This is a genomic window from Herbidospora galbida (assembly GCF_005233835.1).
Classification (GTDB): domain Bacteria; phylum Actinomycetota; class Actinomycetes; order Streptosporangiales; family Streptosporangiaceae; genus Herbidospora; species Herbidospora galbida.
Window position 1 is genome coordinate 175,090 of sequence record NZ_SZQA01000002.1, and the last position, 25,728, is coordinate 200,817.

At 68.1% G+C, this 25,728-nt stretch carries 25 protein-coding genes, 1 tRNA gene and 1 pseudogene; 19 read left to right on the plus strand and 8 right to left on the minus strand.

Annotated elements, in window-relative coordinates; genetic code table 11:
- Positions 1-34: 34 nt before the first annotated feature.
- From mshA to FDA94_RS03775, 3 genes are read left to right on the plus strand one after another with little or no spacing between them, the layout of a single operon-like run.
- Positions 35-1,267 (plus strand): D-inositol-3-phosphate glycosyltransferase, encoded by a 1,233-nt coding sequence (gene mshA, locus FDA94_RS03765; protein WP_137245803.1) that lies wholly within the window; start codon positions 35-37, stop codon positions 1,265-1,267.
- Complete coding sequence (locus tag FDA94_RS03770; protein WP_137245624.1) at positions 1,264-1,749, plus strand: YbjN domain-containing protein; 486 nt, start codon at positions 1,264-1,266, stop codon at positions 1,747-1,749. The genes mshA and FDA94_RS03770 overlap by 4 nt, the downstream gene beginning before the upstream one ends.
- A gap of 24 nt (positions 1,750-1,773) precedes the next feature.
- A complete protein-coding gene (locus tag FDA94_RS03775; protein ID WP_137245625.1) occupies positions 1,774-2,511 on the plus strand; it encodes a phosphoglyceromutase in 738 nt (245 codons plus the stop codon).
- Positions 2,512-2,598: 87 nt separating this feature from the next.
- Here the strand turns inward: FDA94_RS03775 and phoU are convergent, their stop codons facing one another.
- The gene (gene phoU / locus FDA94_RS03780; RefSeq protein WP_137245626.1) at positions 2,599-3,246 is read right to left on the minus strand and encodes a phosphate signaling complex protein PhoU; all 648 of its coding nucleotides are present in this window, start codon (positions 3,244-3,246) and stop codon (positions 2,599-2,601) included.
- Positions 3,247-3,400: 154 nt separating this feature from the next.
- Between phoU and FDA94_RS03785 the strand changes: the two genes are divergently transcribed.
- Together FDA94_RS03785 and FDA94_RS03790 are read left to right on the plus strand one after the other, a co-directional pair.
- The gene (locus tag FDA94_RS03785) at positions 3,401-4,546 is read left to right on the plus strand and encodes a sensor histidine kinase (RefSeq protein WP_137245804.1); all 1,146 of its coding nucleotides are present in this window, start codon (positions 3,401-3,403) and stop codon (positions 4,544-4,546) included.
- Positions 4,543-5,235 carry a response regulator transcription factor gene (locus FDA94_RS03790; RefSeq protein ID WP_030451587.1) on the plus strand — a complete coding sequence of 231 codons (693 nt, stop codon included), beginning with the start codon at positions 4,543-4,545 and terminating at the stop codon, positions 5,233-5,235. The genes FDA94_RS03785 and FDA94_RS03790 overlap by 4 nt, the downstream gene beginning before the upstream one ends.
- A 155-nt stretch (positions 5,236-5,390) precedes the next feature.
- Here FDA94_RS03790 and FDA94_RS03795 read toward each other — a convergent pair whose 3' ends face one another.
- Positions 5,391-5,987 (minus strand): copper chaperone PCu(A)C domain-containing protein, encoded by a 597-nt coding sequence (locus tag FDA94_RS03795; RefSeq protein ID WP_137245627.1) that lies wholly within the window; start codon positions 5,985-5,987, stop codon positions 5,391-5,393.
- A gap of 254 nt (positions 5,988-6,241) precedes the next feature.
- Here FDA94_RS03795 and FDA94_RS03800 point away from each other — a divergent pair, with 254 nt between their 5' ends.
- The 4 genes from FDA94_RS03800 to FDA94_RS03815 all read left to right on the plus strand — a co-directional run bounded on the left by FDA94_RS03800 (position 6,242) and on the right by FDA94_RS03815 (position 8,289).
- Positions 6,242-6,724, plus strand: coding sequence for a CarD family transcriptional regulator (locus tag FDA94_RS03800; RefSeq protein ID WP_030451583.1), 483 nt, complete (start codon positions 6,242-6,244; stop codon positions 6,722-6,724).
- Positions 6,725-6,741: 17 nt separating this feature from the next.
- Positions 6,742-7,200 (plus strand): 2-C-methyl-D-erythritol 2,4-cyclodiphosphate synthase, encoded by a 459-nt coding sequence (gene ispF / locus FDA94_RS03805; protein ID WP_137245628.1) that lies wholly within the window; start codon positions 6,742-6,744, stop codon positions 7,198-7,200.
- 417 nt (positions 7,201-7,617) lie between these two features.
- Positions 7,618-7,932 (plus strand): GlsB/YeaQ/YmgE family stress response membrane protein, encoded by a 315-nt coding sequence (locus FDA94_RS03810; protein ID WP_212735173.1) that lies wholly within the window; start codon positions 7,618-7,620, stop codon positions 7,930-7,932.
- 87 nt (positions 7,933-8,019) lie between these two features.
- Complete coding sequence (locus tag FDA94_RS03815) at positions 8,020-8,289, plus strand: GlsB/YeaQ/YmgE family stress response membrane protein (protein WP_137245629.1); 270 nt, start codon at positions 8,020-8,022, stop codon at positions 8,287-8,289.
- A gap of 152 nt (positions 8,290-8,441) precedes the next feature.
- Here the strand turns inward: FDA94_RS03815 and FDA94_RS03820 are convergent, their stop codons facing one another.
- Positions 8,442-9,395, minus strand: coding sequence for a DUF2637 domain-containing protein (locus FDA94_RS03820; protein WP_137245630.1), 954 nt, complete (start codon positions 9,393-9,395; stop codon positions 8,442-8,444).
- Between the two features lie 72 nt (positions 9,396-9,467).
- Between FDA94_RS03820 and FDA94_RS03825 the strand changes: the two genes are divergently transcribed.
- The 5 genes and pseudogenes from FDA94_RS03825 to FDA94_RS41460 all read left to right on the plus strand — a co-directional run.
- Complete coding sequence (locus tag FDA94_RS03825; protein WP_062431355.1) at positions 9,468-9,863, plus strand: PPOX class F420-dependent oxidoreductase; 396 nt, start codon at positions 9,468-9,470, stop codon at positions 9,861-9,863.
- A 57-nt stretch (positions 9,864-9,920) separates the two neighbouring features.
- Positions 9,921-11,315 carry a cysteine--tRNA ligase gene (cysS, locus tag FDA94_RS03830; RefSeq protein ID WP_137245631.1) on the plus strand — a complete coding sequence of 465 codons (1,395 nt, stop codon included), beginning with the start codon at positions 9,921-9,923 and terminating at the stop codon, positions 11,313-11,315.
- A gap of 37 nt (positions 11,316-11,352) precedes the next feature.
- Positions 11,353-12,297, plus strand: a complete 945-nt coding sequence (rlmB, locus tag FDA94_RS03835) for a 23S rRNA (guanosine(2251)-2'-O)-methyltransferase RlmB (protein WP_137245632.1) — start codon at positions 11,353-11,355, stop codon at positions 12,295-12,297.
- 27 nt (positions 12,298-12,324) lie between these two features.
- Positions 12,325-12,397 (plus strand) — tRNA-Thr (locus tag FDA94_RS03840).
- Between the two features lie 384 nt (positions 12,398-12,781).
- Positions 12,782-13,618, plus strand: a pseudogene (locus FDA94_RS41460) (MFS transporter); the annotation flags it as partial.
- Positions 13,619-14,017: 399 nt separating this feature from the next.
- Here FDA94_RS41460 and FDA94_RS03850 read toward each other — a convergent pair.
- Both FDA94_RS03850 and FDA94_RS03855 read right to left on the minus strand, forming a co-directional pair.
- Positions 14,018-15,991, minus strand: a complete 1,974-nt coding sequence (locus FDA94_RS03850; RefSeq protein ID WP_137245634.1) for a tetratricopeptide repeat protein — start codon at positions 15,989-15,991, stop codon at positions 14,018-14,020.
- Entirely contained in the window at positions 15,988-16,740 is a 753-nt protein-coding gene (locus tag FDA94_RS03855; protein ID WP_170990769.1) for an SIR2 family NAD-dependent protein deacylase, read from the minus strand. Before FDA94_RS03855 ends, FDA94_RS03850 begins: the two co-directional genes overlap by 4 nt.
- A 586-nt stretch (positions 16,741-17,326) precedes the next feature.
- On the opposite strand from FDA94_RS03855, the gene fxsT reads away from it, so the two are divergent.
- A complete protein-coding gene (gene fxsT / locus FDA94_RS03860) occupies positions 17,327-19,855 on the plus strand; it encodes an FxSxx-COOH system tetratricopeptide repeat protein (protein ID WP_246059500.1) in 2,529 nt (842 codons plus the stop codon).
- On the opposite strand, the gene FDA94_RS03865 is transcribed toward fxsT, so the two are convergent.
- Together FDA94_RS03865 and FDA94_RS03870 are read right to left on the minus strand one after the other, a co-directional pair.
- Positions 19,844-21,115, minus strand: coding sequence for an aKG-HExxH-type peptide beta-hydroxylase (locus tag FDA94_RS03865; protein WP_137245636.1), 1,272 nt, complete (start codon positions 21,113-21,115; stop codon positions 19,844-19,846). The two genes, fxsT and FDA94_RS03865, sit on opposite strands and share 12 nt — an antisense overlap.
- Positions 21,112-22,359: an FxsB family cyclophane-forming radical SAM/SPASM peptide maturase gene (locus FDA94_RS03870; protein WP_425460133.1), complete on the minus strand. Its 1,248-nt coding sequence runs from the start codon at positions 22,357-22,359 to the stop codon at positions 21,112-21,114. The genes FDA94_RS03865 and FDA94_RS03870 overlap by 4 nt, the downstream gene beginning before the upstream one ends.
- 214 nt (positions 22,360-22,573) lie before the next feature.
- Between FDA94_RS03870 and FDA94_RS03875 the strand changes: the two genes are divergently transcribed.
- Complete coding sequence (locus FDA94_RS03875) at positions 22,574-22,897, plus strand: hypothetical protein (protein ID WP_137245637.1); 324 nt, start codon at positions 22,574-22,576, stop codon at positions 22,895-22,897.
- Here FDA94_RS03875 and FDA94_RS03880 read toward each other — a convergent pair.
- Complete coding sequence (locus FDA94_RS03880; RefSeq protein WP_137245638.1) at positions 22,894-23,244, minus strand: nuclear transport factor 2 family protein; 351 nt, start codon at positions 23,242-23,244, stop codon at positions 22,894-22,896. The genes FDA94_RS03875 and FDA94_RS03880 overlap by 4 nt on opposite strands.
- Positions 23,245-23,291: 47 nt before the next feature.
- Between FDA94_RS03880 and sigJ the strand changes: the two genes are divergently transcribed.
- From sigJ to FDA94_RS03895, 3 genes are all read left to right on the plus strand, one after another.
- A complete protein-coding gene (sigJ, locus tag FDA94_RS03885; protein ID WP_281286530.1) occupies positions 23,292-24,095 on the plus strand; it encodes an RNA polymerase sigma factor SigJ in 804 nt (267 codons plus the stop codon).
- Positions 24,092-24,529 (plus strand): carboxymuconolactone decarboxylase family protein, encoded by a 438-nt coding sequence (locus FDA94_RS03890; RefSeq protein WP_137245640.1) that lies wholly within the window; start codon positions 24,092-24,094, stop codon positions 24,527-24,529. The genes sigJ and FDA94_RS03890 overlap by 4 nt, the downstream gene beginning before the upstream one ends.
- 92 nt (positions 24,530-24,621) lie before the next feature.
- Positions 24,622-25,710: a hypothetical protein gene (locus tag FDA94_RS03895; RefSeq protein WP_137245641.1), complete on the plus strand. Its 1,089-nt coding sequence runs from the start codon at positions 24,622-24,624 to the stop codon at positions 25,708-25,710.
- Positions 25,711-25,728: the final 18 nt, after the last annotated feature.

Consider the following 25,728-nt stretch of genomic DNA (forward strand, 5'->3'; position numbering starts at 1 on the left):
GGTGCGACGGGTGAACCGGGTCGCGACGATCAGCATGCACACGTCACCGCTCGACCAGCCGGGGACCGGCGACGCGGGCGGGATGAACGTCTACATCGTGGAGACGGCCAAACGGCTGGCCGACCTCGGGGTCGAGGTCGAGATCTTCACCAGGCAGACGTCGCGCGACCTGCCCCCGATCGTGCAACTCGTGCCGGGCGTCTCCGTACGCCACGTCACCGCCGGCCCCTACGAGGAGCTCGACCGCTCCGACCTGCCGGGCCAGATGTGCGCGTTCCTGTCGGGCGTGCTGCGTACCGAGGCGATCTACGAACCCGGCCGCTACGACGTCATCCACTCCCACTACTGGCTGTCGGGCCAGGTCGGCTGGCTGGCCAAGGAGCGCTGGGGCGTGCCGCTCGTGCACACCATGCACACCATGGCCAAGGTCAAGAACCTGCTCCTGGCCGAGGGCGACCGCCCCGAACCCCCGGCCCGCGTCTTCGGCGAGGAACAGGTCGTCGACGTGGCCGACCGCCTGGTCGCCAACACCGCCGCCGAGGCCGAAGAGCTCATCTCCCTGTACGCCGCCCCGCCCGCCCGCGTGAGCGTGGTGAACCCCGGGGTCAACCTCCAGGTGTTCCAGCCCGCGTCCAAGGGCGCCGCCCGCCACCGGCTGGGCCTGTCGCAGGACGCCCACGTGCTGCTGTTCGTCGGCCGCATCCAGCCGCTGAAGGCCCCCGACGTGCTGCTCCGGGCGGCCGCGAAGATGATCGCCGACGACCCCTCCTTAAGAGACCGCCTGGTGGTGGCCTGCGTCGGCGGCCCGAGCGGCAACGGACTGGCCCGCCCGTCCCTGCTCACCGACGTGGCCGCCGAACTGGGGCTCACCGATCTGGTCCACCTCGCCCCGCCGTGCCCGCAGCCCGAACTGGCCGACTGGTACCGGGCCGCCGACGTCACGGTCGTGCCCTCCCACAACGAGTCCTTCGGCCTCGTCGCCCTGGAGTCGCAGGCGTGCGGCACCCCGGTCGTGGCGGCGTCGGTGGGTGGGCTGCGCACCGCCGTCGAGGACGGCGTCTCGGGTTTGCTGGTCGATAGTCACGACCCCGCCGAATGGGCGACCGCCCTGTCGGGCCTGCTCGACCGGCCCGCCTGGCGCGGCTTCCTCGCCGAGGGCGCCATCCGCCACGCCGCCGCGTTCGGCTGGCAGGCCACGGCCGGGCGGCTCGTGGAGGTGTATACCGGAGCAATGAGCCAGCTCCTGCCCGTGGCGGCCGCCCGATGAGCCTCGCCGCCGTGATCGAAGCCGCCCTGACGTCGATGGAGCTGAGCTACGAGAGCCCCCGCAGCGGCTCCTACCTGGTGAAGCTCCCCGGCACCCACAAGCTCCAGACGATGACCTGGCTGGTCGTCGACGAGCAGGCCCTCAACATCGAGGCGTTCTTCTGCCGCGGCCCCGACGAGAACCACCAGGAGTTCTACCGCTGGCTGCTGTCCAAGAACGGGTCGATGTACGGCGTCCACTTCGCCCTCGACCACCGGGGCGACGTCCACCTCGTCGGCCGGATCCCCCATGAAGGGGTCACCGAGGCCGAGGTCGACCGGCTGCTCGGCTGCGTGCTCACCTACGCCGACGAGCTGTTCGACCCGGCCCTGGAGATCGGCTTCGCGACCTCGATCAGGCGCGAGTGGGAGTGGCGGCTCGAACGCGGCGAGTCGACTGCCAATTTGCAGGCTTTCGCCCGTTTCGCCGACCCGGAGCGTTAACCGTCCACCACTAAGATGCCGGTCATGGCGACTTTGGTACTGCTCCGGCACGGCGAGAGCGAATGGAACGTCAAGGGCCTGTTCACGGGCTGGGTCGACGTCAACCTCTCGGCTGCCGGTGAGGAGGAGGCCGCGCGCGGCGGCCGGCTGCTGCTTGAGGCGGGCGTGCGCCCCGACGTGGTGCACACGTCCCTGCTGACCCGCGCGATCCGCACCGCCCAGCTCGCGCTGGAGGCGGCCGACCTGCTCTGGCTCCCGGTCGAGCGGTCGTGGCGGCTCAACGAGCGCCACTACGGCGCCCTCCAGGGCAAGGACAAGGCGCAGACCCGCGCCGAGTTCGGCGACGAGCAGTTCATGCTCTGGCGCCGCTCCTACGACACCCCGCCGCCCCCCATCGCCGACGACGACGAGTTCTCCCAGTTCGCCGACGCGCGCTACGCGGGCCTGCCGAAGGAACTCCGCCCCAAGACCGAGTGCCTCAAAGACGTCGTCGACCGCATGCTGCCCTACTGGTACGACTCGATCGTCCCGCAGCTCGCCGCCGGCAAGACCGTCCTCGTGGCCGCCCACGGCAACTCCCTGCGCGCCCTGGTCAAGCACCTCGACAACATCAGCGACGCCGACATCGCCGGCCTGAACATCCCCACCGGCATCCCCCTGCGCTACGAACTCGACTCTGACTACAAGCCGACCAGCTCCGGCTACCTCGACCCCGAGGCCGCGGCAGCAGCCATCGAAGCAGTGGCCAACCAGGGCAAGTAATCCCGGGCATGAAAAATCCCCGGCCCCCCGAGGGCCGGGGATTTCGCTTATTCGGGTCAACTTGTGCTTTGCCTGCGGAGCACGCGCCTATTCCTCGTCGCGGGAGCCGGTGACCAGGTAGACGACGTCACGGGCCACGCGGACGGCGTGGTCGGCGTAGCGCTCGTAGTAGCGGCCCGCCAGGGTGATGTCGATCGCGGCCTCGATGCCGTGGTTCCAGTTCGGCGAGAGCAGAACGCGGAACAGGCGGCGGTGCAGCAGGTCCATCGCGTCGTCGTCGGCCTCGAGCTCCTTGGAGAGCTCGACGTCGCGGGTCGCGATGCAGGTGCCGGTCTTGGTGATCAGGCGCTCGGCGATCTGGTCCATCTCGACGATGGTGTCGCGGAGCTCGGCCGGGATGGCCGACTCGGGGTGGCGCATCCGGGCGATCTTGGCGATGTGCTCGGCCAGGTCGCCCATGCGCTCAAGGTCGGCGGCCATGCGCAGCGCGGTGATGACCGTACGGAGGTCGACCGCGACGGGCTGCTGGGTGGCCATCAGCTCGTAGATGGAGGTCTCCACCTCGGCGTACAGCCGGTTGACCTCCTCATCCTGAGAGATCACACTCTCGGAGAGGTGAAGATCGGCGTCAAGCAGGGCCGTGGTGGCCCGGGACATGGCCGAGCGAACCAGGCGGGTCATCTCGACCAGCTTGATCGTGAGTTTGTCCAGCTCGTCATGATAGGCGTCGCGCATGCCCGTCACGGTAATCGTCGCTTCGTGAACGATCTCCGACCGGAAAGTGAACTCTTTCGGAAAGGCCATGGTCAGTAGGCATCCGGCCGTGAGGAACATGGGTATTCCCACCTAGCATCGAAGCGTGAATGAGTTGCTGGCGAGTCTTGCCGCGATGGGTGGGTTCCTGGTGGGCACCCTCGTCATGCTGGCGATCCGGCGGCAGTCCGAACCGTCCTCAGTGCCGGATTCCCCGCCGGAGGAGACCCTGTCTCCGGGCGTGGCCTCGCTCCTGGCGGTGCTGCCGTCATCGGCGGTCGTACTCGACAGGGAGGACCGCGTCCTGCGGGCCAGCTCGGCGGCCCGCGCCTACGGACTGGTCCGCGGCGACACGCTCATCTCGGCCGAACTGCTCGCGCTGGCCCGCAAGGTCCGCCGCGACGGCGAGATCCGCGAGGGCGAGATCGAGACGTCCGGCCGGAAGTTCGGCCAGGAGTCGACCTCGTTCGCGGTCCGCGTGGCCCCGCTGGGCTCCACGGGTCAGGTGCTGGTCCTGGCCGAAGACCAGACCGACCGGCTCCGCGTCGAGGCGGTCCGCCGCGACTTCGTCGCCAACGTCAGCCACGAGCTCAAGACCCCGGTCGGCGCGCTCAGCCTGCTCGCCGAGACGATCCAGGACGCCGCCGACGACCCCGAGGCGGTCACCCGCTTCGCCGGCCGCATGCAGCACGAGGCGGCCCGGCTCACCTACCTCATCCAGGACCTGATCACACTGTCCCGCATCCAGGGCGCCGAGGAGATCCCGACCCCGGAGCCGGTCCCGGTCGACGAGGCCGTCCACGAGGCCATCGACCGGTGCAGCACCAAGGCCGCGTCGAAGGACATCACGCTGGTCGCGGGCGGCACCGGCGGCCTCAACATCTGGGGCGACGACGAACTGCTCGTCACCGCCCTGCGCAACCTGATCGACAACGCGGTCGCCTACAGCCCCGAGCACACCCGCGTCGTGGTGAGCGCCCGCCCGGCCGGCGACTCGGTCGAGATCAGCATCAGCGACCAGGGCATCGGCATCCCCGAGAGCGCCCAGGAACGCATCTTCGAACGCTTCTTCCGGGTCGACGCGGCCCGCTCGCGCTCGACCGGCGGCACCGGCCTGGGCCTGGCCATCGTCAAACACGTCGCCGTCGCCCACGGCGGCGAGGTGTCGGTCTGGAGCAAGGAAGGCTCCGGCTCGACCTTCACTCTCCGCCTCCCCGCGTTCGGCGGGGTCGCGGTCGCCACACCCCGCACAACGTCAACTCCCCTGGAGGCGGCCACATGACCCGGGTACTCGTCGTGGAAGACGAGGAGTCGTTCTCCGACGCCCTTTCCTACATGCTGCGCAAAGAGGGCTTCGAGGTCGCGGTCGCGGCCACCGGCCCCGAGGCGCTGGAAACCTTCGACCGCAACGGCGCCGACCTCGTGCTGCTCGACCTGATGCTCCCGGGCCTGCCGGGCACCGAGGTCTGCCGTTCCCTCCGGCAGCGGTCCAAGGTCCCCGTGATCATGCTCACCGCCAAGGACAGCGAGATCGACAAGGTCGTCGGCCTGGAACTCGGCGCCGACGACTACGTCACCAAGCCCTTCAGCTCCCGCGAACTCGTAGCCCGCATCCGCGCCGTCCTGCGCCGCCAGGGCGACGTGGAGGAGGTCGAGTCGGCCGTCCTGGCCGCCGGCCCGGTCCGCATGGACGTCGACCGCCACATCGTGGCCGTCAGAGGCCGCCAGGTGCAGCTCCCGCTGAAGGAGTTCGAACTCCTGGAGGTCCTCCTCCGCAACGCCGGCCGGGTGCTGACCCGCGGCCAGCTCATCGACCGCGTCTGGGGCGCCGACTACGTGGGCGACACCAAGACCCTCGACGTCCACGTGAAGCGCCTACGGGCCAAGGTCGAGTCCGACCCGGCCAACCCGCGCTGCATCCTGACGGTCCGTGGGCTGGGCTACAAGTTCGACCCGGTGATCGAAGACTAGACCCCCCTCGGCTCCGCCGGCCCGTGCAACAAAGACGCGCGGGTCGGCCATACGCCTGCTTCCAAAACTCCGCTCCGTTACGGAGCAGGAGCTTTTGCCTGTCTGGAAACGCGAAAACGACCGGCCGCTGAGAGCGGCCGGTCGTTTTCGGTGGCTCAGTGGCCGGAGGACTCGCCGGCCGGGGTGGCGGCGGGTGACGGCTTCGGCGGGGCGGGGATGGCGCCCGGGACCGGGGGGAGGGTCGCGTATTCGCGGTTGCGGGTGATGACCGGGACGACCATGGTCACCTCGCCCGCGTTCTGGAACTTGAGGGTCAGGGGGATGCTCTCGCCGCCGCGCAGGGCCGCCTTCACGCCCTGGATCTGGATCTGCGGGTTCGGGCCGGTGCCCGTGTGGACGAGGGTGCCCACCGGCAGCTGCACGCCGCCGCCCTGGGCCGCCGTGGCGGCGTTGGGGTCGGGGGTGACGCCTGTCAGGACGTCGGGCGCGGTGCCGTCGTTGGTGAGCGACAGGTAGAGCGGCACGGTGCCGCCGGCGGGGATCTGGCCGCCCGGGTCGGGGCCGAGCATGTATGCCTGGCTGACCTTCATGCCGTTCACGCCGTACTGTCCGTCGCGGATGAGAACCTGGGACTCGGTCGGCGCGTAGGGCTTGTTGGTGTTCGCGTCGGTCCCGGCGCCACACGCGGCCAGCGCGGGGGCGGCGGCCAGAAACGCGGCGATGGCGATCACCCTGCGGCTGGTCGTGGTCACGGTCGAGAATCTCCTTGCTAACGCGCGCGATCGTATGCGGGGATCACCATATCGGCGTGGCATGCCCGTCCGATAACCGCCCCGGGAACACTCGAGACGCAGGTCATCCCGCTTGTCGGACGGCGCGATTCACACAGTAGAGCTCTTGTCAAGTCCCAAAATGAGGCTTTGACCTGCAGTTATGGTGATTTCACTGTTCCGGGAGAGTGTTGGCGCGTGGTACCCTGGAGTACAGCGGAAGGGGTACTTGTCACATGACTTTCCAGGTCGGCGACACGGTCGTCTACCCCCATCACGGGGCTGCTCGGATCGAAGCCATCACCACTCGGACGATTAAGGGTGAGGAAAAGACCTACCTGGTACTGAAGGTCGACAAGGGCGACCTCACCGTCCAGGTGCCTGCGGAGAACGCGGAGCTCGTCGGCGTGCGCGATGTGGTCGGTCAGGAGGGCCTCGAGAGGGTCTTCGACGTCCTGCGCATGCCTCACACCGAAGAGCCCACCAACTGGTCGCGCCGTTACAAGGCGAACCTTGAGAAGCTCGCGTCGGGTGACGTCAACAAGGTGGCCGAAGTGGTTCGGGACCTCTGGCGCCGCGACCGCGAGCGTGGACTCTCCGCAGGTGAGAAGCGGATGCTCGCGAAGGCTCGGCAGATTCTGGTCAGCGAACTCGCTCTGGCTGAGAAGACCAACGAGGACAAAGCGGAAGCCTTGCTCGACGAGGTGCTGAACTCCTGAGCGCAAAACTTCCGAGGGTGGGCGTCGGTGTCGACGTCCACCCTTTCGCTTCTGGGCGTGACCTTCACCTGGCGGGGTTGTTCTGGCCCGGGGAGACCGGTCTGGCCGGTCACTCCGACGGCGACGCGGCGGCGCACGCGTGCTGCGACGCGCTGCTGTCGGCGGCCGGGCTGGGAGACCTGGGCAAGGTCTTCGGCACGTCGGATCCCCGCTGGTCGGGGGCGTCCGGGGTGACGTTGCTGACCGAGACGGCGCGGCTGGTGCGTGAGGCCGGCTTCGAGATCGGCAACGTCGCGGTGCAGATCATCGGGAACCGGCCCAAACTTTCTCCGCGTCGCGGTGAGGCGGAGAAGGCGCTCGGTGCGGCGGTGGGGGCTGACGTGAGCGTCAGCGCGACCACGACCGACGGGCTGGGGCTGACGGGTCGCGGCGAGGGGATCGCGGCGATCGCCAATGCGTTGATCGTCGCCCTTTAGACTTCGCGAACCTCGGTGTGGCTTGGGTTTCTTTCGGTTCGCTGTCGCGGCTGATTGCGACTTGGGCTGCCCGTTTCGGCGTTGCGGGGCTTTGTATGAGCGGGCGAGGAGCGCCGGTTAGCGGCCGTCGCTCGGGCGGCTGGCGGTGCCGGGGTGGGCGGAGCCGTAACGGCGCGGGGTTCTGTTTGCCGCGTCTGTCACATCAGGCTCTTGGAGTTCGTTTTGTCGCAGGAGATGGCCGGCGGAGATAACGCTTTGGTTCGTTCCAAAGTGGATGGCAACCGGTGTCCGGGATGCGGCGTCTCATATGCGGTTGGGGCGGCGATTCCGTAACCAGGCGCGGTGCGTGGATCGCCGTCCCTTTTTGGGTACTTCATCCCCTAGAGGTGCAGATGTCACCTCGTCGGGGGGAATGTCATGATCGCTTCGATCCTTGGCGCCATCATCATCGGTGTGGTGATTGGGGCGCTGGCGCGCCTGATCCTGCCGGGGCGGCAGAACATCAGCATCGGGATGACGATCCTGGTGGGAATCGTCGCCGCGCTCATCGGGTCGCTCATCGCGGCGCTGTTCGGGTTCGCCAACACGCGGGGGTTCGACTGGTGGGAGCACATCCTCCAGCTCGTGCTGGCCGTGATCGGCGTCGGCTTCGTCGCGGGGCGGGGCATCACCGCAGGTCGCGGGCGTGGGCACGGCGGGGCCACCGGCCGGCCTGGGCACAGCGGGATCTAAAAAATTCCGGCGCCAGGCATATTTTGCCGTTACAGGGTATTCGACCGCTTGAGCGTGAAGGTGTCACCCTCAAGGGGAGGTCGAATAATGACCATCGAGACCATTCTCGGCGCCATCGTCATCGGTGCCGTCATCGGTGTGCTGGGCCGACTGGTTCTGCCCGGCCGTCAGCCGATCGGTTGGATCCTGACCATCGTCGTCGGCATCGTCGCCGCCCTCATCGGCACGGCGATCGCCCAGTCTCTGGGTGTCGCGACGACCGATGGGATCGACTGGATCGAACTGGTCATGCAGGTCGTCCTGGCCGTCATCGGAGTCGGCGCCGTCGCCGCGCTGCGAGGCCGGACCAGGGTCTGACCTGCCCGCAGAGGTTGATGCCCGACGGCCGCACCGGCCGCCGGGCACCGGCCTTTTCCGAGAGACGTCGCCGAACCTGACACCGAAACCCGCACGAAGCGCCCGCTGTGGCTCCTCGATAGGAGCTGCGGCGGGCCTTCTGCTTTCCGGGGTCAGGAGTCGCTCGGGGGGGTCGGGGTGCTGCGGAGGTGGCCCGAGGGAGGGGCGGGGACCTCGTCGTCGTAGGGCTCGCGCCTTGCGGCGGACTCGAACTCCTCCGGGTCGGCGGATTCCGGGCCGTGTTCCGGGTCGGGGTCGACCGGGAGGCTGCGCATCGGCTGGGTGTCGACCTCGGACTCGTCGCGGCGGCTCAGCTTCTCGGCGGCCTGGGCGGCGGCCTCGCCGTACTTCTTGTCGGTCTCGTCGTCGGGCTCGGGGAGCGGGTGGACGAGGACGTCGCCGACGTTGGGCCGGATCAGGTCGCCCCAGCGGGCGGGGCGCGGCGGCGGGGAGGGGGTGAGCGGGGGCGCCAGCTCCGGGGGAGCGACCGTTTCGGTCACCGGGCTCACCGGGGTCGGCGGGGTGTAGTCGGGGGGCGTGGTCACGTGGGCGGTGCGGACGAACGGGATCACGTCGTCGTCGGGGTCGTCGTCGAGGTCGGCGCTCTTCGTCTGGGCGTACCGGACGATCAGAAGTAACAGCCACAGGCCCACGACCAGCATGATCCAGGGCACCAGGGCCACCACCACGGCGGCCGGACGGACGGCGATGACCGCGCCCGAGGCCACCACGACGTCGGCCGCGGCGGCGGCGATCAGCAGCAGGATGAGGATGAGGGCGGCCTGCAGGCGGATGACCAGCCGTCCGGGGCGCACCACCGGCACCGCCAGCAGGGCGACCACCAGCAGGGCGTCGAAGCCGGCGGGGTAGAGGTAGGCGAACTCGGGGTCGGCCTGGCCCTGGAGCGCGAGGGCCCGCAGGTCGTCGAAGGAGAGCACGCAGGCGGCTCCGGCGAGCACCGCGACCGCGAGACTCGCGGCGATCACGGCCACGCGGCTCAGCAGGCGGGATCCGGAGGAAGACGGACGGGAGGCCGGGCCTGCCGTCGCGGGGGGAATCGCGTCCATGGCGTGTCGAGCCTAGCGACTCGGGCGCCCCCGGCCGTTTTATGACACGTACGAAATGGCATGATCGCTCCTATGGGAGAGCAGACCTTGCCTGACGGCGTTCGTTCCTTGTTCGACGGGGCGAATTTCGCCACCGTCTCCAGCGTCAACCCCGACGGAAGCCCGCAGGCCTCGGTGGTGTGGGTGCGCACGGACGGCGACGCGATTCTCTTCTCGACGGTCAAGGGACGCCGAAAGCACCGCAACATGGAACGCGACCCGCGCGTCTCCATTCTGATCGTCGACCCGGCCGATCCCTACGTGTACGCCGAGGTCAGGGGCTCGGTGACGCTATTCGACGACCCCCACGGCGACCTCATCCAAGAGCTTTCGCACAAATACGCAGGGAAACCGTTCGTCGAGGGCTCTCCCGACAACGAGCGCGTGATCGTGCGGATCGCCCCGGAGAAGGTGTATCTCCGAGGCTGACGCTCACGGTTTCTTAACTCGGCCTGTGCTGGCCGGGAAGGCGTTAGCCTTGCCTTTGTGAGCCTGAGACTCTATGACACCAGCACCCGAACGGTCCGTGAATTCGCCCCGGTTGAGCCCGGCCGGGTCACGATGTACCTGTGTGGTGCGACCGTCCAGGCTCCGCCGCACATCGGTCACATCCGTTCGGGCGTCAACTTCGACGTGCTGCGCCGCTGGCTGACCCATTCGGGATACGACGTCACGTTCTGCCGCAACGTGACCGACCTCGACGACAAGATCATCCGCGTCGCCGCCAACGAGGGCGTGCCGTGGTTCGTGGTCTCCGAGCGGAACCAGCGGGCCTTCACGTGGGCGTACGACCAGCTGGGCTGCCTTCCGCCCACGGTCGAGCCGCGGGCGATGGGCCACGTGCCCGAGATGATCGAGCTGATGCACCGGCTGATCGACAAGGGCCACGCCTACGCCTCGGCCGGCGACGTCTACTTCGACGTGGTCTCCTACGCCGACCGCTACGGCAAGCTGTCGAACCAGAAGCTCGAGAACATGCGGGCCGCCGGCGACACCGACACCGACTCCCTGAAGCGCGACCCGCGCGACTTCGCGCTCTGGAAGGGCGCCAAGGAGGGCGAGCCGACCTGGCCGACTCCGTGGGGCCGCGGGCGTCCGGGCTGGCACCTCGAGTGCTCGGCGATGGCGACGAAATACCTCGGCGGCACCTTCGACATCCACGGCGGCGGCGTCGACCTGATCTTCCCGCACCACGAGAACGAGATCGCCCAGTCGCAGGCGGCCGGCGACGGCTTCGCCCGCTTCTGGCTGCACAACGGCATGCTGCAGCTCGGCGGCACCAAGATGAGCAAGTCCCTGGGGAACTCGCTGCTGATCCCCGAGATGCTGACCAAGGTCCGCGCCGTCGAGCTGCGCTACTACCTGGTCTCGGCCCACTACGGGTCGGCGATCGACTACTCCGAAGAGGCGCTGCAGGAGTCGGCGGCCGGCTACCGGCGGCTGGAGGGCTTCGTCTCCCGCGCGGCCGAGGTCATCCACGACGTCGACGCCACCGCGCCGCTGCCGCAGGCCTTCGTCGACGCGCTCAACGACGACCTGAACGTGTCGCAGGCGCTGGCGGTCATCCACGAAGTGGTGCGCGAGGGGAACGTGGCCCTCTCGCAGGGCAACAAGGAGGCGGTGGCCAGGCTTCTCGCCGAGACGCAGACCATGCTGGGCGTGCTGGGGCTCGACCCCCGGTCTCCGCAGTGGCGCTCGTCCGGGGAGTCGGGCCTGCACGAGGTCGTCGACGCCCTGGTGGCCGTGGCCCTGGAGCAGCGTCAGGCCGCCCGCGCCCGGAAGGATTACGCGGCCGCCGACGCCATCAGGGAGTCGCTCGCGGCCGCAGGGGTCGTCGTCGAGGACACGCCGCAGGGGCCCCGCTGGGAGCTGGCCCGCTGATCTGGGCTGCTCGAATTCACGGATAGGCTTTTCAGTTATGGCAGCGGGACGTAAAAGGCAGGGCGCCACTCGGGGAACCGGGGGCAAGGTTCGGCGATCTCTTGAGGGCAAGGGGCCTACGCCGCCCGCTGAGGCTCGGCACTGGTACAAGGACAAGGCTCGGGCCGAGCGGATCACGCGCGAGGAGCGCGGCGGGGCTTCGCCTCGGAAGGCTCCTGTGCGGGCTCGGAAGTCCGAGGACGCTCCTGAGTACATCGGCGGGCGGAATCCCGTGGTCGAGGCTCTGCGGGCCGGGGTGCCTGCTTCGGCTCTCTATATCGCGGCGCGGATCGAGAACGATGACCGGGTTCGGGAGTCGATCAAGATCGCGGCTGACAAGGGGATCGCGCTGCTCGAGGTCGACCGGGGGAAGCTTGACCGGTTGACCGAGGGTGGGGTGCACCAAGGGGTGGCCCTGCAGATTCCGGCTTATGAGTATGCGCATCCGATCGATCTGGTGCGGTTCGCTCAGGAAGCTGCTGAGGTGCCGCTGATCGTGGCTCTCGACGGGGTTACCGATCCTCGGAACCTGGGGGCTATCGCGCGGTCTGCGGCTGCGTTCGGGGCTCACGGCTTGTTGGTGCCTGGGCGGCGGTCTGCTGGGGTTACCGCGGGGGCTTGGAAGACTTCCGCTGGGACGCTGGCATCGCTTCCTGTTGCTCGGGGGGCCAACCTCACGCAGGCGTTGCAGGGGTATCGCGAGGACGGGCTCTTCGTTGTCGGGCTGGACGGGGAGTCTCGGACTGACATCGGGGACATGACGCTGGCTGCTGAGCCGCTGGTTGTCGTGGTGGGGTCCGAAGGGAAGGGGCTGTCTCGCCTTGTGCGGGAGGCCTGTGACCAGGTGGTTCGGATTCCCATGGGGGCTGCGGCCGAATCGCTGAACGCGGGTGTCGCGGCCGGCATCGCTCTCTACGAGGTGAGTCGCCTGCGCCGAGGGTAGGTGTGTACTAGACTAGCCATGGTTCCGGCCGCCTTAGCTCAATCGGCAGAGCATCTGTCTTGTAAACAGAAGGTCTGGGGTTCGATTCCCCAAGGCGGCTCTGATTGTTCGGCCTCTCGTTGCGGGAGGCCGAAATTAGTTATGGCTTCCTCCCGCAAGAAGCTTGTGTCGCGTTTTTGCCAAGTTTCGATGGAACGTTCCAATTGGGAGGAGATAAATATGGGTAATCCTCCCATACGAGACGGTCCACAAGCAGGCCGAATCTCCGTTTTGGGGTCGATTTCCTGTGCCTGACAATCTATTTGGCATCGTGCTTTAAGCGTTAGAAATATGACGCTAAAGTAAGAAATTTTAGGCAGAGAAGCCCCGCGGTGCCCGGGTCTCTGCCTCGCGTCGCTGGTGATCAGAGCGTTGCGACGAAGATGGGCCGACCGCGGGCTGAACGCTGAAAGGTGGTCCGCGGGTGGATCGGCGGCAGTCGCTGATGGGTTTCTGGATAGGTCTCACCAGCACAACGGTCGTGGCGCGAACGTTGTCTCTGACGTATCCACTCCTTGCTCTCGACCATTCGGGCTCCCCCATGGCGGTCGGTTGGGCGAGTTTCATGCTCGCACTACCGGGATTCCTGTTTTATCTGCCTTTCGGTGCGATCATAGACAGAATCGACCCTTCTCAGCTTATGAGGTTGGTCGAAGTTGTTCGTGCACTTATGTTGCTACTTGTCGGTGGTCTGCTGGTCTACGACTTTCTGTCCCTTCCGGTGATTCTGGCCGCGGCCTTCATCGAGGGTGCGATGTGGATCGCCTATTCCCTTGCCGAAGCGGCCCTGATCCCGATGGTTCGCAGCGACCGGCTGACCCGGTTCCTCGCCTCCAGCGAGCGCAGCACCCAAGTGGGCTCCCTGATCGCCCGGCCGCTGGCCGGATTCCTCTACGGCCTGCAGCACACCGTGCCCTTCCTGGTCGCACCGCTCTTCCTGCTCGTCTCGGCGCTCACCGTGCCTTCGGCGCGAGTGCGACGGACGGAAGTCCGTGGTCGGCGGGAACCGCTGTGGGCGTCGATGGGAGAAGGGCTGCGAGAGCTGGCCCGGCATCGGTTCCTCATGGTCGCCGTCATCCTGACGAGCACGACGAACTTGATGATCAATGCCTTGATCGTCGTCTTCATCGCCGGGTACGCGAGCGAACTCGACGCCGCCGACATCGGGTTCTACCTCATGTTCGGGAGCATCGGCGGGACCGTGGGCACGTTCTTGGCCAGGACCATCCGCCCGGAGAACTGGGTGCTCTACGTGCAGCTCGCCGTCGCAGCCGTCGCCATGCTGGCCATCGCCCTGCGCCCCAGTCCGGCGTCGTTCGCGCTGGGCCTGCTGCTGACCGGATGGGGCACCGCCACCAACATCGCCATGCGCAGTTATGAGGGCGTCTACGTCAGGCGCCGCAAACGGGCGCGGGTCGCCAGTGTCTCCCGTCTTCTCAGCCACACCGCCGTGACGGTCGCGGCCCCGCTGGGCGGTGCGCTGGTGACCGTCTCCGGAGTCGATCAGGCCGCTTCCCTGCTGGCCTGGGGGTTCGCGTTCGTGGCGGGGTCGCTGCTGCTGTGGAGAGTGGTCTCGTGGACGATCACGGTCGTGAGCCGGTACGCGAAGTACGGCGTCTACGGAATTTTCGACGCGCCGCGATTCGAGGCGATGGTGGGCGTGGTGGGCCTGCGGATGGCCTCACTGGCCATCGGCCACCCGTTCGGCCAGGCGGTGGAGATGTGCCGGGAGTGGTGGTGCCTTCGCCGACATCGCGGCTGCGGCGAGATCGGCAGCTCCTGTGAGATTTCCGGCCTTCTGCTCGACCAGAGCCGCGTAAAGGAGGGCGGGACCGTGTTCCGCCGTGGTCGCGCGTACGGCGGTGATCTCATTCCGCGCTTCGTCGATATCCCCGCGGCTTGCCAGGGCGTACGCATAGGCGGCGCGGACCCATGGCTCACGTATCGAGCCGAGTCGCCCGAAGTCGATCAGAGCCTCGTCGGTACGGTCAAGGTGAAGAAGGATCTCGGCGCGGGTGCGCAGGGCGGGCCAGGAGTTGGCGTCGTCGTCGAGCACGCGGTCGAGCGTCCCGAGCGCGTTGTCCTCATGACCCCCGTACCAATAGGTCCACGCGAGCTCGATGCGGATGCCCTGATCGTCCGGAACCCGTTGGATGGCGGACTTGATGTCCTGAATGGCGCGCCGCGTCTGGCCGAGCGCGCGACGGGCCCGGCCGCTTGCGGCCAGCAGACGGCCCACACTCTCCGTACGCCCGTGGACGTCGAAGAGGGCGGCGGCCTCGCGGTAATGGTCGATGGCCGTGGCGTACCGGCCGTCCTGGAAGGCGACGTCCCCTAGGAACGACTCGATCTCGGCCTTGAGGCGGGAGGAGTCGGTGCGGTCGAGCGCGTCTCTGGCATCGCGGCGGGCACGGGCGAAGTCGCCCTCGCGGAGGGCGTGCTGAGCGGTGTGGAGAAGCTGCTGGGCGGTTCGCTTGTCGACCACGACGTCGCCGGCCTCCGCACGGATGAGGCGGACGAGGCTCTCGTGCGACAGCTCGTACCACTGGGAGTCGTCTCCCGTGACGCCCGGGCGCGGGGTCAGGATGTGGTGGTCGACCAGGGCGGCGACCACATCGTTCGGGATTCCGGCCGTCATGGTCTCGCCCCGATAGACCGGCGTCTTGGCCGAGTCGGCGACGAAGTTGTCGAGCAGCCAGGCGCGCAGACGGGTCGTGTCGTCGTCGAGGTGGTCGCGGGCGACCTCGGCGATCGTCTGGTCGACGAACTTCTCCAGCGACTTGCGCACGTTGGCGTACCGGATGACGTGGTCGGTCGTGATGTGAGTGACGTCCGGAGGCAGCGAGTCCCAGAGAACCGTGCAGACGACCTGGAGCTGGACGGGTTCGATGGCCTTCGACTCCCGCGCGGTGCCGTCTCCGCTCAGGTCGTCGATCAGGCGCTGGGCGGCGGCGTCGTCGAAGGAGTAGCCGGTGCCGGTGAGCGGACCCGTGATGGCCTGGGTGGCGGCCGGTGGTTCCAGGGCGCCGAGCGTGAAACGCCCTTTGGTCATGACGTCGTGGAGGCGTTCGTCCCTGAGTATGGCGCCGGCCTGGTCGTTCCTGATCGAGATCAGCACCCGCAGGTCGGGATCCTTGCTGAGGGCGGCGAAGAGCTGGTCGAGGAACCACTCGTGATACGGCGTCCGCCGGTGGTTCCCCAGGAACAGCTCTTCCGCCTGGTCGATCGAGGCCAGGCGGAGCACCGGATCGCCATAGCGGTCCTGCCTGGGCGGGCGGCGCAGGAAGAACCGCTCAAGGGTGAGGCTGGCCAGCCGGGACGGGCGCTCCCCCGGGGACCACGACGAGAGGAGCGCGTAGACATGGGGATTGTGCTCGGGCAGCGCTTCCCGGGGAGACGTGGAGGTGACCGAGACCCGTCCCACCGGCAGGATGTCGTTCTGCGACGGATCGAGCAGGGGCATGACGCCCGCGTTGAGCAGGGAGGTCTTCCCCGCGCCCGACGGGCCGGACAGCACCGTGATCTGGTTGGACCGCCAGAGATCGCAGACCTCGTGCGCCTCACGGGCCCGGCCGAAGAACTTGCCGCTGTCCTGACGGCGGAACGCGCGCAGGCCGACGTAGGGTTCGAGGGTCCGCTGATCTCGGCCGGTCACGGCATGGCTCCCATCCGCTCGCGTAACTCCTTGCAGAACTCGTCGATGCCCCCCCAGTAGACCGAGATCTGCCACTCGGCGTAATACCAGTTCAGCAGGCCCTCCATGTCCTCGATGGTGTAGCCCGAGGTGGGGGCGAGCTGGATGCTCACATGGCGACGCCTGCTGATCGCCGGGATCGACCGGCCGAGTTCCTGGAACAGCATCCGGAACGTCGAGTCCTGCAGGCTGTATCCGACGAACAGCAGCGGGCGGGTGGTCAGCGCGGCGAGGATCGACGGAGGGAACATCCGGGTCGTGCCGTTGGTGCGCTCGATGATGAAATTGCGCAGGAACACCATGTAGTCGTCTTCGGCCAGCACGAAGCTGGCCGGATCGCGCATCGCGCCGTGCAGGTGGTAGACGAGCGGGGTCGCCGGGCTGGGGTTGAAGCCGGGGGTCTCGGCGAACAACGGGTCGGGGGCGATGGTTTCGGTCCACGGGCAGATGGCCGCGATGGCCGACTTCGTACGCGTCGCGAGCGCCTGGACGATGAAGTCGTCGTAATTGGTGGTCAGGTAGACCGGCAACGGGAAGTCGGCCAGCAGGGCGTGCGGCTCGTTCGGGTTGGTGAAGTCGGGTGTCTTGGCGTCCTCGGTCAGCACGTCCCGGACCCGGTTCTTGACGTAGTGGAGATCGCCGTACTTCACGCCAGCGTATTGGGCCACCCGGAGGAGTTCGGTGCCGTTCGGCCCTGGGTAACCGCACATGGCCGCGAGTTTCTCACTGAGCTCGGCGCCCGACGGGAGAACGCTCGCTGAGGCGCCGGCGCCCACGAAAGGAGTGCAGTGGCCGGCCCTCAATTGATAAATGAGCCGTTCCCAATCCTCGTCGCGCATTTCGCCCATGCATTGCTCCACCTCATCGGCCGGATGTTCGTTCCTGACTGTAGAGCCAGTCACGGCGAGATGACCGGTGGTATTTTTTCGGCCCTGCGGGCAGGCGGCCGGGAGGGCGCGGATCATCATCGGTACACGACCCTCCCGCCGTTGTGTCAGATGAAGTTCTGGAACCCCGAACTCGTCGTGGCAGGGGCTTCGACGAAGTGTTCCAGCAGCCCACGGAGGGTTGCGTAGGGCACTTCGCTGGCGGCGTTCAGGAGTGGTTCCCCGCTCGCCGCAGTACCACGCGCAGCATCGATCATTAAGTCCTCGCCTTCAGCGGCAGCCGAAATGGGAGTTACGGTTGGCCGCCTTTCGCGGCCCGGGCGCCATTGACGAACTTGCTGTATAGATGAGTTTTGAACAGGCTCTGGCGCGAAGCAAGTAATCTTTTCATGGAAGCAGCGGAGGTCTGATGGTCGCCGAACCCTCCTCGCTAGCGACGCACTCACTCGGGGACAAGCAACCGGAGATCTTCGAGCGGGTCCCACCCCGGAACCGGAACTTCACCGGACGGGAGAGCCTGCTGCATCAGCTACGTGAGGGCACCCGCTCGGTGACCGCTGTCATCCCGCTGCCGCAGGCGCTGCAGGGATACGGCGGTGTCGGCAAGACCCACCTGGCCATCGAATACGCCTACCGCTACCGCTCCCATTACGACCTGATCTGGTGGATCCCGGCCGACCAGTACTACCTGGTCTCCTCCGCCCTGGCGGCGATGGCGCCCCATCTCGGGCTGACCCCCGCATCGGTCGTGGGCGTGGAGGAGGCGGCCGACGCCGTGCGTGAAGCGCTGGAACAGGGTGCTCCGTACAACAACTGGCTACTGATCTTCGACAACGCGGAAGACGCGCGGATCGAGAAGTTCATCCCGCGCGGTCCCGGCCACGTGATCATCACCTCGCGCGACCCGAACTGGGACGACCAGTTCCGGTCCCTGCAGGTCGACGTGTTCTCCCGGGAGGAGAGCATCGAGTTCCTCACGAAGAGACTGGGGTCGCGCATCACCAGAGAAGAGGCGTTCCGGCTGGCCGACAAACTGGGTGACCTGCCGCTGGCCCTCGAACAGGTCGGCGCGTTGCAGCGGCGCAGCACCATGACGGTCGACGACTACATCGAGTTGCTCGACAAGCAGACCGCGCGGCTCCTCGACACCGACCGGGCCAAGGACTACCCCCTGACGATGACGGCAGCCTGGCGGGTGTCGATGTCGCTGCTGGAAGAACGCCTCCCGATCGCGCTCAACCTGCTGCGATGCTGCGCCTTCTTCGGGCCCGACCCGATCCCCCTCGACGTGTACCGGCGCGGCAACAAGGCCAACGCGCCGAGCCTGGAGAAACTGCTGGCCGACCCGATCATGTTCGACAAGTCGGTGAAGGAGCTCAGCCGCTACGCGCTCATCCGGAGCGACCCCGACAACCGGACGATCCAGGTGCACCGGCTGATCCAGGCGCTGCTGCGGGCCGACCTCGACGAGGAACGGCAGACGCAGCACCGCGCGGAGGTCCACCGCCTGCTCGCGGGAAGCGCGCCGCAAGTGCCCGACGACAACTCCAAATGGGGTGACTTCGCCGATCTGGTGCCCCATGTCGGGCCTTCGCAACTGCTGGGGTCGTCCGAGCCCGAAGTCCGTGAGTTCGCCCTCAACGTGGTGCGCTACCTCTACTCCTCAGGTAACTACCCGTCGGCGCTGGAACTGGTCGACACCTTCATCAACGACTGGGGCAAGTCCCGGGAGAACCACCCCGACGTACTGCGGGCCCGCCGCCACCAGGCCAACATCCTGCGCCGCATGGGTGAGTACAGCACGGTCTACGATCTCGACCGCGCCACCCTCGACATGGTGATCGCCGAGTTCGGTGCGGAGCACCCCGAGACCCTGATCGCGACCAACGGTCTCGGCGGCAGCATGCGCGCCCGCGGCGATTTCCGGACCGCGCTCGAACTCGACGAAGAGTCGGTCCGCCAGCATGAGCGCCTGCTCGGCGAAGACCACGTGCTCACCCTCCGGGCCAAGAACAGCCTCGCCCTCGACTACGGCCTCAACAGCCGCTACGAACAGGCCAGAAAGCTCCACACCGAGGTCTACCTGGCACAGAGTGAGGCACTCAACCCGGCCAGCGCCGAGATCGTGCTGCTCTCGCGCAACAGCATGGCCCGGGCCGTGCGGCTCACCAACGGTTTCGAGGAGGCCTGCGACACCGGTGAGGCCGCCATGGCGTTCGGGGTGCAGAAGCTCGGCCGCGACCACTGGGCCACCCTGATCACCGCGAAGGACCTGTCGATCGCCCAACGGCGCGCGGGCGCCCTCAACGAGGCCATCGACATCGCGCGAGACACTCACACCCGGCTTACCCGGCTCTTCGGCGCCCGCCATCCCGACACGATCGCGGCCGCCGTGAACGTCTCCAACGTCCTGCGGGTGCGCGGAGACCTCGCCGAGGCGTACGAACTGGCCGCGGAGATGACCAGAACCTATCCGCTGGTGTACGGCGACGAGCACCCGTTCACGCTCGCCTGCATGACCAACCTGGCGATCCTGCACCGCCTGCTCGGCAAGCCCGAAGAGGCGCGCGTCCTCAATGAGACCGCCCGCGACGGCCTGACCGAACGGCTCGGCCCCGACCACCACTACGTCCTTTCGTGCGCGGTGAACCTGGCCAGTGACCTGGCCGCCCTGGGCCGTCGCGAGGAGGCGCGGCAGCACGGCGAGGCCACGCTCGACCAGCTCACGCGCCTGTTCGGCCGCGACCACTTCCTGGCCATGGCCTGCGCCGCCAACCTGGCTCTCGACCGGGAGGCGGTCGGCGCGCCCGACGCGGACAAACTGAAGGCGGAGGCGGCCGACCTCTACCTGGAGCGGCTCGACCTCGGCCAGCCAGACGCGGTGACCGCCGCGTCGGGCAACCGCATCGACTGCGACTTCGACCCGCTACCGATCTGACGACCCGTGCCGGGCCTCCCAGGAGGCCCGGTGCCCGTCGGCCGCCTTCCTGCCGGCGGTCAGCGCCTCTTCGTCGAGAGCCTCAGCCAGCACCGTGCCGAGGCGGACGCGCATGCCCTCGACGAAGGTGATCCCGGCGGAGGTGAGGAGACGCTCGTTCTCCAGGGTGTCGAGGACGAGCCGCACGCCCTCCCGCCACCGCGCGAGTTCGACGCGGCCGCGGATGCCTTCGTACGGATGCTGGCGCTGCCAGAACTCGGTGACCCCCAGGTAGGCGTAGGCGCCCTGGAGAAGGCCGTGAGCGGGTCTGGGGTCGGGCCGCCAGGGGGCGTAGTAGGTTTCGGTCCGCTCGTAGCGCACCAGCGGGACCAAGTGCATGAGCGCGTCGAGTTTGGCGTGCTGGATCTCGTGGGCGAACGTCTCGGCGAGCCAGGCGGGGGAGCCCTTCGGGGCGGACATGGCGATGGTGCCGAAGGTCTCCCTGGCCGACGAACTGCTGACGCCTTCCGGCGGTGCCGCGATGGGGGTGAGGGCCCGCACGATCGCCACGACCTCCTCGGCGACGCCCGGATGGTTCTCGCGCAGGACGTGCCAGGCTTCGGGGAGCAGGGACCGCCAGGCGGGCAGGTCTTCGGAGGCGAGCCGGGGGGTCACGCGGTTGGGCTCCGGCCAGCGGTAGGGGTCGAGGTCGTCGAGGGTGACCGAGAAGCCGTCGTCGATACGGATCCGGTGCAGCACCTGCCAGGCGGGCCCGTCGGCGGCCGGATCGGCTTCGGCGCTCCAGTCGCCCGCATCGAGGACGCCGCCGGCCACCTCGATCTCTCCTGAGGTCCCGGCGGGGGCCAGCCGGCCGAGGCCGGGCAGCATCAGGCCGCCGTCGTCGTCGAGGAGCGCCTTCACGCGGCACGACGCACCCGAGGCGACGGCCGCCGCGAGGGCGACGGCCGCCAGGCGGGCAGGCCGTTCCTGGCCGCGTGCCCGGAGTGAGCGGAACGTCCGCCAGGCCCAGGCGCCGACGGCGGGGTGCTGCAGGATCCGGCCCACCGCGGCGGGAGCGTCCGCCTCCAGGGCGAGCAGGGTGGCATGGGCCGCGTCGGCCAGGGCAGCGTCGGGGTGGCCGGACAATCGGGATTCCTCGACGACCCCCCGGAGCAGCCCGATGCGGCGGCGGACCTGTATGCCGTTGAGCTCTTCGGCCGCTTCCGCGTTGGCGGGTTCCTCGGCCAGCGCGCGGAAGGTCTTGTCAGAGACCGTAGTCATACACGTCCCTTCAATCGGGCGGTGTCACGGGCGTGCCGATCGCTGATGTACGAGATCAGCCGATAGAGGTCGGGGCAGTAGACCGAAGGGCCGCGGAAGCCGGCGCCCGGCCGGAAGCGATGGGCGTAGAGGCCGCCGCCGCAGACCTCCATCAGGTCGCAGGCGGTGCACTCCGGGCCGAGCGCGGCCGCGCCGAGTTGCCGCGCGACGATCGCGGGGAAGCCGAGGGCCGCGTCGAACGGGTGGTCCCGCACGTGGAGGCCGGTCGCCGAGGCGCCTTCATAGGCCGATTTCAGGATGTCGGACTGCTCGATGTCGCCGTTGGTCTCCACGACCATCATCAATGAGGGCGACAGGCCCACCGCCTCGGTCCGCGACGGGAAGCCGGAAAGCAACCGCTGAATCTCGTGGAACAGCCGGATCTCAGTACGGAACGTCACCGCCCCCCGCCACTCGTCGAATATCTCGATGAGCCAGTCGGCATAAGGCGTCAACGGCGAATGGGGCTCGCGTTCCGGGGGCGGCGCCGCCCAGTTGCCGTGGGGCAGCAGGAAATCGACGCTCGGCGGGTCGAATTCCAGCAATGCGTGATAGGTCTCCAGAGGGTCGTTTCTCAGGTCGATCGTGCACAGGATGCCGGCGAACAAATGGTGGAACGGCCCGTCGGTCAGCGAGCGCAGCGCCCGGCTCACCTGCCGGTGGCTGCCCCTGCCGTTCGCGAAGAGCCGAGTCCTGTCGTGCGCCGCCGCGGTTCCGTCGAGGCTGACTCCGATGCGTATGTCCAGTTCATCGAAGAGTCTCAGATACGCCTCGTTCAGGCGGACTCCGTTGGTCTGCATGCTCACCCGTACGCGGGTGCCGATCTCCGAGCATTCCCCGCGGATCGTCCGCACGATATGGGCGAGGGATTCCGGCCCGGCGAGGAGCGGTTCCCCTCCGTGCAGGATGACGTCGATATCGGCGAGCCGGTGGGTGCGGGCGTGTTCCGCTATGCGGAATGCCGTGTGCTTCACGATGTCGGGCGACATTTGGCGCGGCTGATCGCGCCAGCCCTGGTCGGCCATTTCATACACGTAGCAGCCCGGGCAGGCGAGATCGCATCGGCTGTGCACCTTGAGGATGAACTGCCGAAAGGGGGACGGCCGCCATCCCGTGGCCAGCAATTCCGCGACGTCGAGGTTTGCCGGAAATACGTTTTCGGGCAGCGGGGTCGTGAGTTCGTGGTTGTTCGCCAACCGGCACACCCTTCTTTGCGCCAACCCTATTTCGCCCTATTTTCAACTGATAGTCAATATTCGCTTCGCTCCGTGACGACCCGGGCACCGCAACTCGCCACTTTCGGCCGATCGGATCACCGGGTGATGAGGAGGCGGCTATTTCCCCACGTCGGTGGCATCTTGCATAGGAAAGTTTCCTAATAAATACTCCGCATGACGACACCAACCCCCAGGAGGCCTCATGCTCCGCCGCGCCCTGACCCTCCTAGCCGCCGCCACCCTCACCGCGACGACAGTCCTCACCGCCCCGGCTCAAGCCGTCATCGTGAATCTCAACTTCGGCCCTCTCAGCATCGGCGAATACTGCGCCGCGAAGATCCACCCGCAGGCCTGGCTGGGCCTCTACGAGGCCTCAGGCCTGCGGTGCTACACCCCGCAGGGATCGGGCCTGATCTACCGAGGCCAGGGCGACCCCTACCTCGCCTGCAAACACCTCACGACAGACGTCATCGCAGGCGCCACGAGGATCGCCGGTGACGGCCTCAGCTGCCAGGCCGTCCGCTAGGCCACCGGCGTGATCTGAAAGACGGCAGCCCGCCAGGCCCCGGAAGAGTCGAGAACCATCGTCGTGGTCGCGTGAACGACCATCGTCCCCCGCTCGGAGTCGATCTCCACCCGGGCGGTGTGGACGACCGAGGTGTCACTCAGCCGGACCACCCGGTGCTCCGACTGGTCCGTCCGCGTGTACGGGTTCTCGTTCTCCGCGAACGTCCGCAGGATGGCGGCCCGGTCGGTCTCCACCCCCCACGGGGAGATCGCCACCGGGTCGTCCGTCAGGTATGCGTCGTAGAAAGAGGCGTCCCCCTCACGGTTCGCCTTCCACGCGCGTTCGGTCAGTTCGATGAAGTCCATGTCACATCCTCTAGCCCTGTGTCGTTCTTCTATGCGTGGAACCGTATGTGGCGATCCGGCCAAGACTTGTCCGCTTGGCCTACGGCCTCCTGGGTGATCTGGCCGAGTCTGAGGACGTCGTCCAGGACGCCTGGCTGCGCCTCAACCGGGCCGAGGAGGTCCCGGAAGACGTCGAGGGCTGGCTCGTGGTCACCGTCTCCCGGCTGGCCCTGGACGTCCTGAAGTCGGCCAGGAAGCGCCGGGAGGAGTACGTCGGCCCCTGGCTCCCCGAGCCCGTCGTCGACGCCGACCCGGCCGACCGGGTGACCCTCGACGAGTCGCTCAGCCTCGCCATGTTCGTGGTGCTCGAAAGCCTCAGCCCGGCCGAGCGCACGGCTTTCGTGCTGCACGACGTCTTCGGGGTCCCCTTCGACGAGATCGGCCGGGCCGTGGGGCGGACCCCGGCCGCCTGCCGGCAGCTGGCCGCCAGGGCGCGCAGGCATGTCCAGGAGAAGGCCCCGAGGTTCGACGTCAGCGTCGAAGACCACAAGCGGGTCGTGGACGCGTTCGCGGCGGCCTGCGCGGGGAGGGATATCGACGGGCTGCTCGTGGTGCTCGATCCCGATGTGGTCCTGCGCAGTGACGGGGGCGGGCTGGTCAAGGCGGCGCTGCGGCCGATCGAAGGGGCCGGGAAGGTCGCGCGGTTCCTGGTCGCGACCTCCAAGCCGGGGTTCCGGCCGGCCTTGGTCAACGGCTCGCCCGGGCTGGTCCGCGATGATCCGCCGGCGGTCTACGGGCTGGCGGTCCGACAGGGACGAATCGTCGAGGTCGACATCGTCCGCAATCCAGAGAAACTGAGGAGTCTGAGATGAGAATCGACGTCGCCGCCCTGGCGCCCGAGGCGTACAAGGCGATGCTGGGGCTGGAGCGCTACCTGCGGTCGAGCGGGCTGCCGACGCAGGTCGTCGAGCTGGTCAAGCTGCGGGCCAGCCAGATCAACGGGTGCGCCTACTGCGTGCACATGCACAGCTCCGACATGAAGAAGGCCGGGGAGCCCGACGAACGCATCTGGGGGGTGGCGGCCTGGCGGGAGACGCCGTCGTTCAGCCCGGCCGAGCGGGCCGCCCTCGCGCTGACCGAGGAGGCGACCCGGCTCGCCGACTCCGCCGGCGTCAGCGACGAGGCGTGGGGGGAGGCGGCCAAGTACTTCGACGACACGCAGCTCGCGGCGCTGGTGGTGGCCATCTCCACGATCAACGCCTGGAACCGCATCGCGGTCACGACCCACAAGGAACCAGAGGCCTGATCACCCAGGTGGTGTGGCCCGGGACTAGACCTCGGGCCATATCGCCATGTCCTCACCCGTGAAGCCACGCGGCGCTCACATAATGTCCACCGATGAACGCGCAACGTCACCACCCATATGACGTCAGCGTCGTCGTCTCGGCCGCCGGTTCCGTGCACCTGGACAGGTGGCTGACGCACGCGCTGGCTCTGCGGGCCTCCAAAGAGATTTTCGTGGCCGACTCGCGGCTCGCCCGGCTCTACGCGAGGCTCCACCGCAACGTCCACATCGTCGACCGTCCGGAGAACGCCCCCACCCGGGGCCGGTACACCTATTTCGCCGGCGACCATCCCCTGCCACCGCTCGATCTCATGATCGAGGCGGCCGATCGGACCGGCGCCGACCTGGTCGCCATCGCGTCCGAGGCCAGTGACGACGCGCTGCTCGGCGACATCTACGACGACCTGTCGCTGGCCAAGCTGTTCCGGACCGCCTTCCGCGACCGGATCCCCTTCACCGACCCGGCCGACTTCGTCGTCCACGCCTACTGTCACGCCGAGCGCATCGCGACCGTGCGGGGGCGGCAGCAGAAGCGGCGGCACCACCCCGACCGGCTGGTCCGCAGGGTGCAGAGCCACCTTCCCAACGGGCTGCTGCGCGACCATCTGATCGCGCGGCACATCACCCGCGACGTCCTGCCCGATCTCGCCGAGCCCTTCCTGGAGGCCGACGACGAGGCCAGGGACGCGATCGTCAGGGGGGTCGCGCACCGGTGCGCCGCCTGGGTGACGCCGGGGGTGCGGGCCCAGCTCGACGCCGCCGACCAGGCGCGGCTCGCCTCGCTGCAGGACCACCGGCGGCTCGAACGGCTCGCGCGCATCTCCGAGGCGCCCCTGCACCGGGCGCTCACGAACGTCGCCTGGGAGGGCGACCGGCTCCGCATCGAGTTCACCGCGGCCCTCGAAGGGTTCCCCGAGGCCGAGATAGGGCTGCTGCTCAAGGACGGCGATCCACAGGACGTCTGGGACGTCTACGTCACCGCCGAATGCGACGGGATCGTGCGGCAGGCGCGGCTCGAAGGAGCCCGCGACATCGCACTGCCGGCCCGCTTCACCGACGACCTCGTCGCGCTGCCCTACCTGACCCGGACGGGCACACTCAGCCTGCGGAAAGAGCGTCGCCTGATCCACACCTCCTCTTAATGCGAATGACTCGCAACT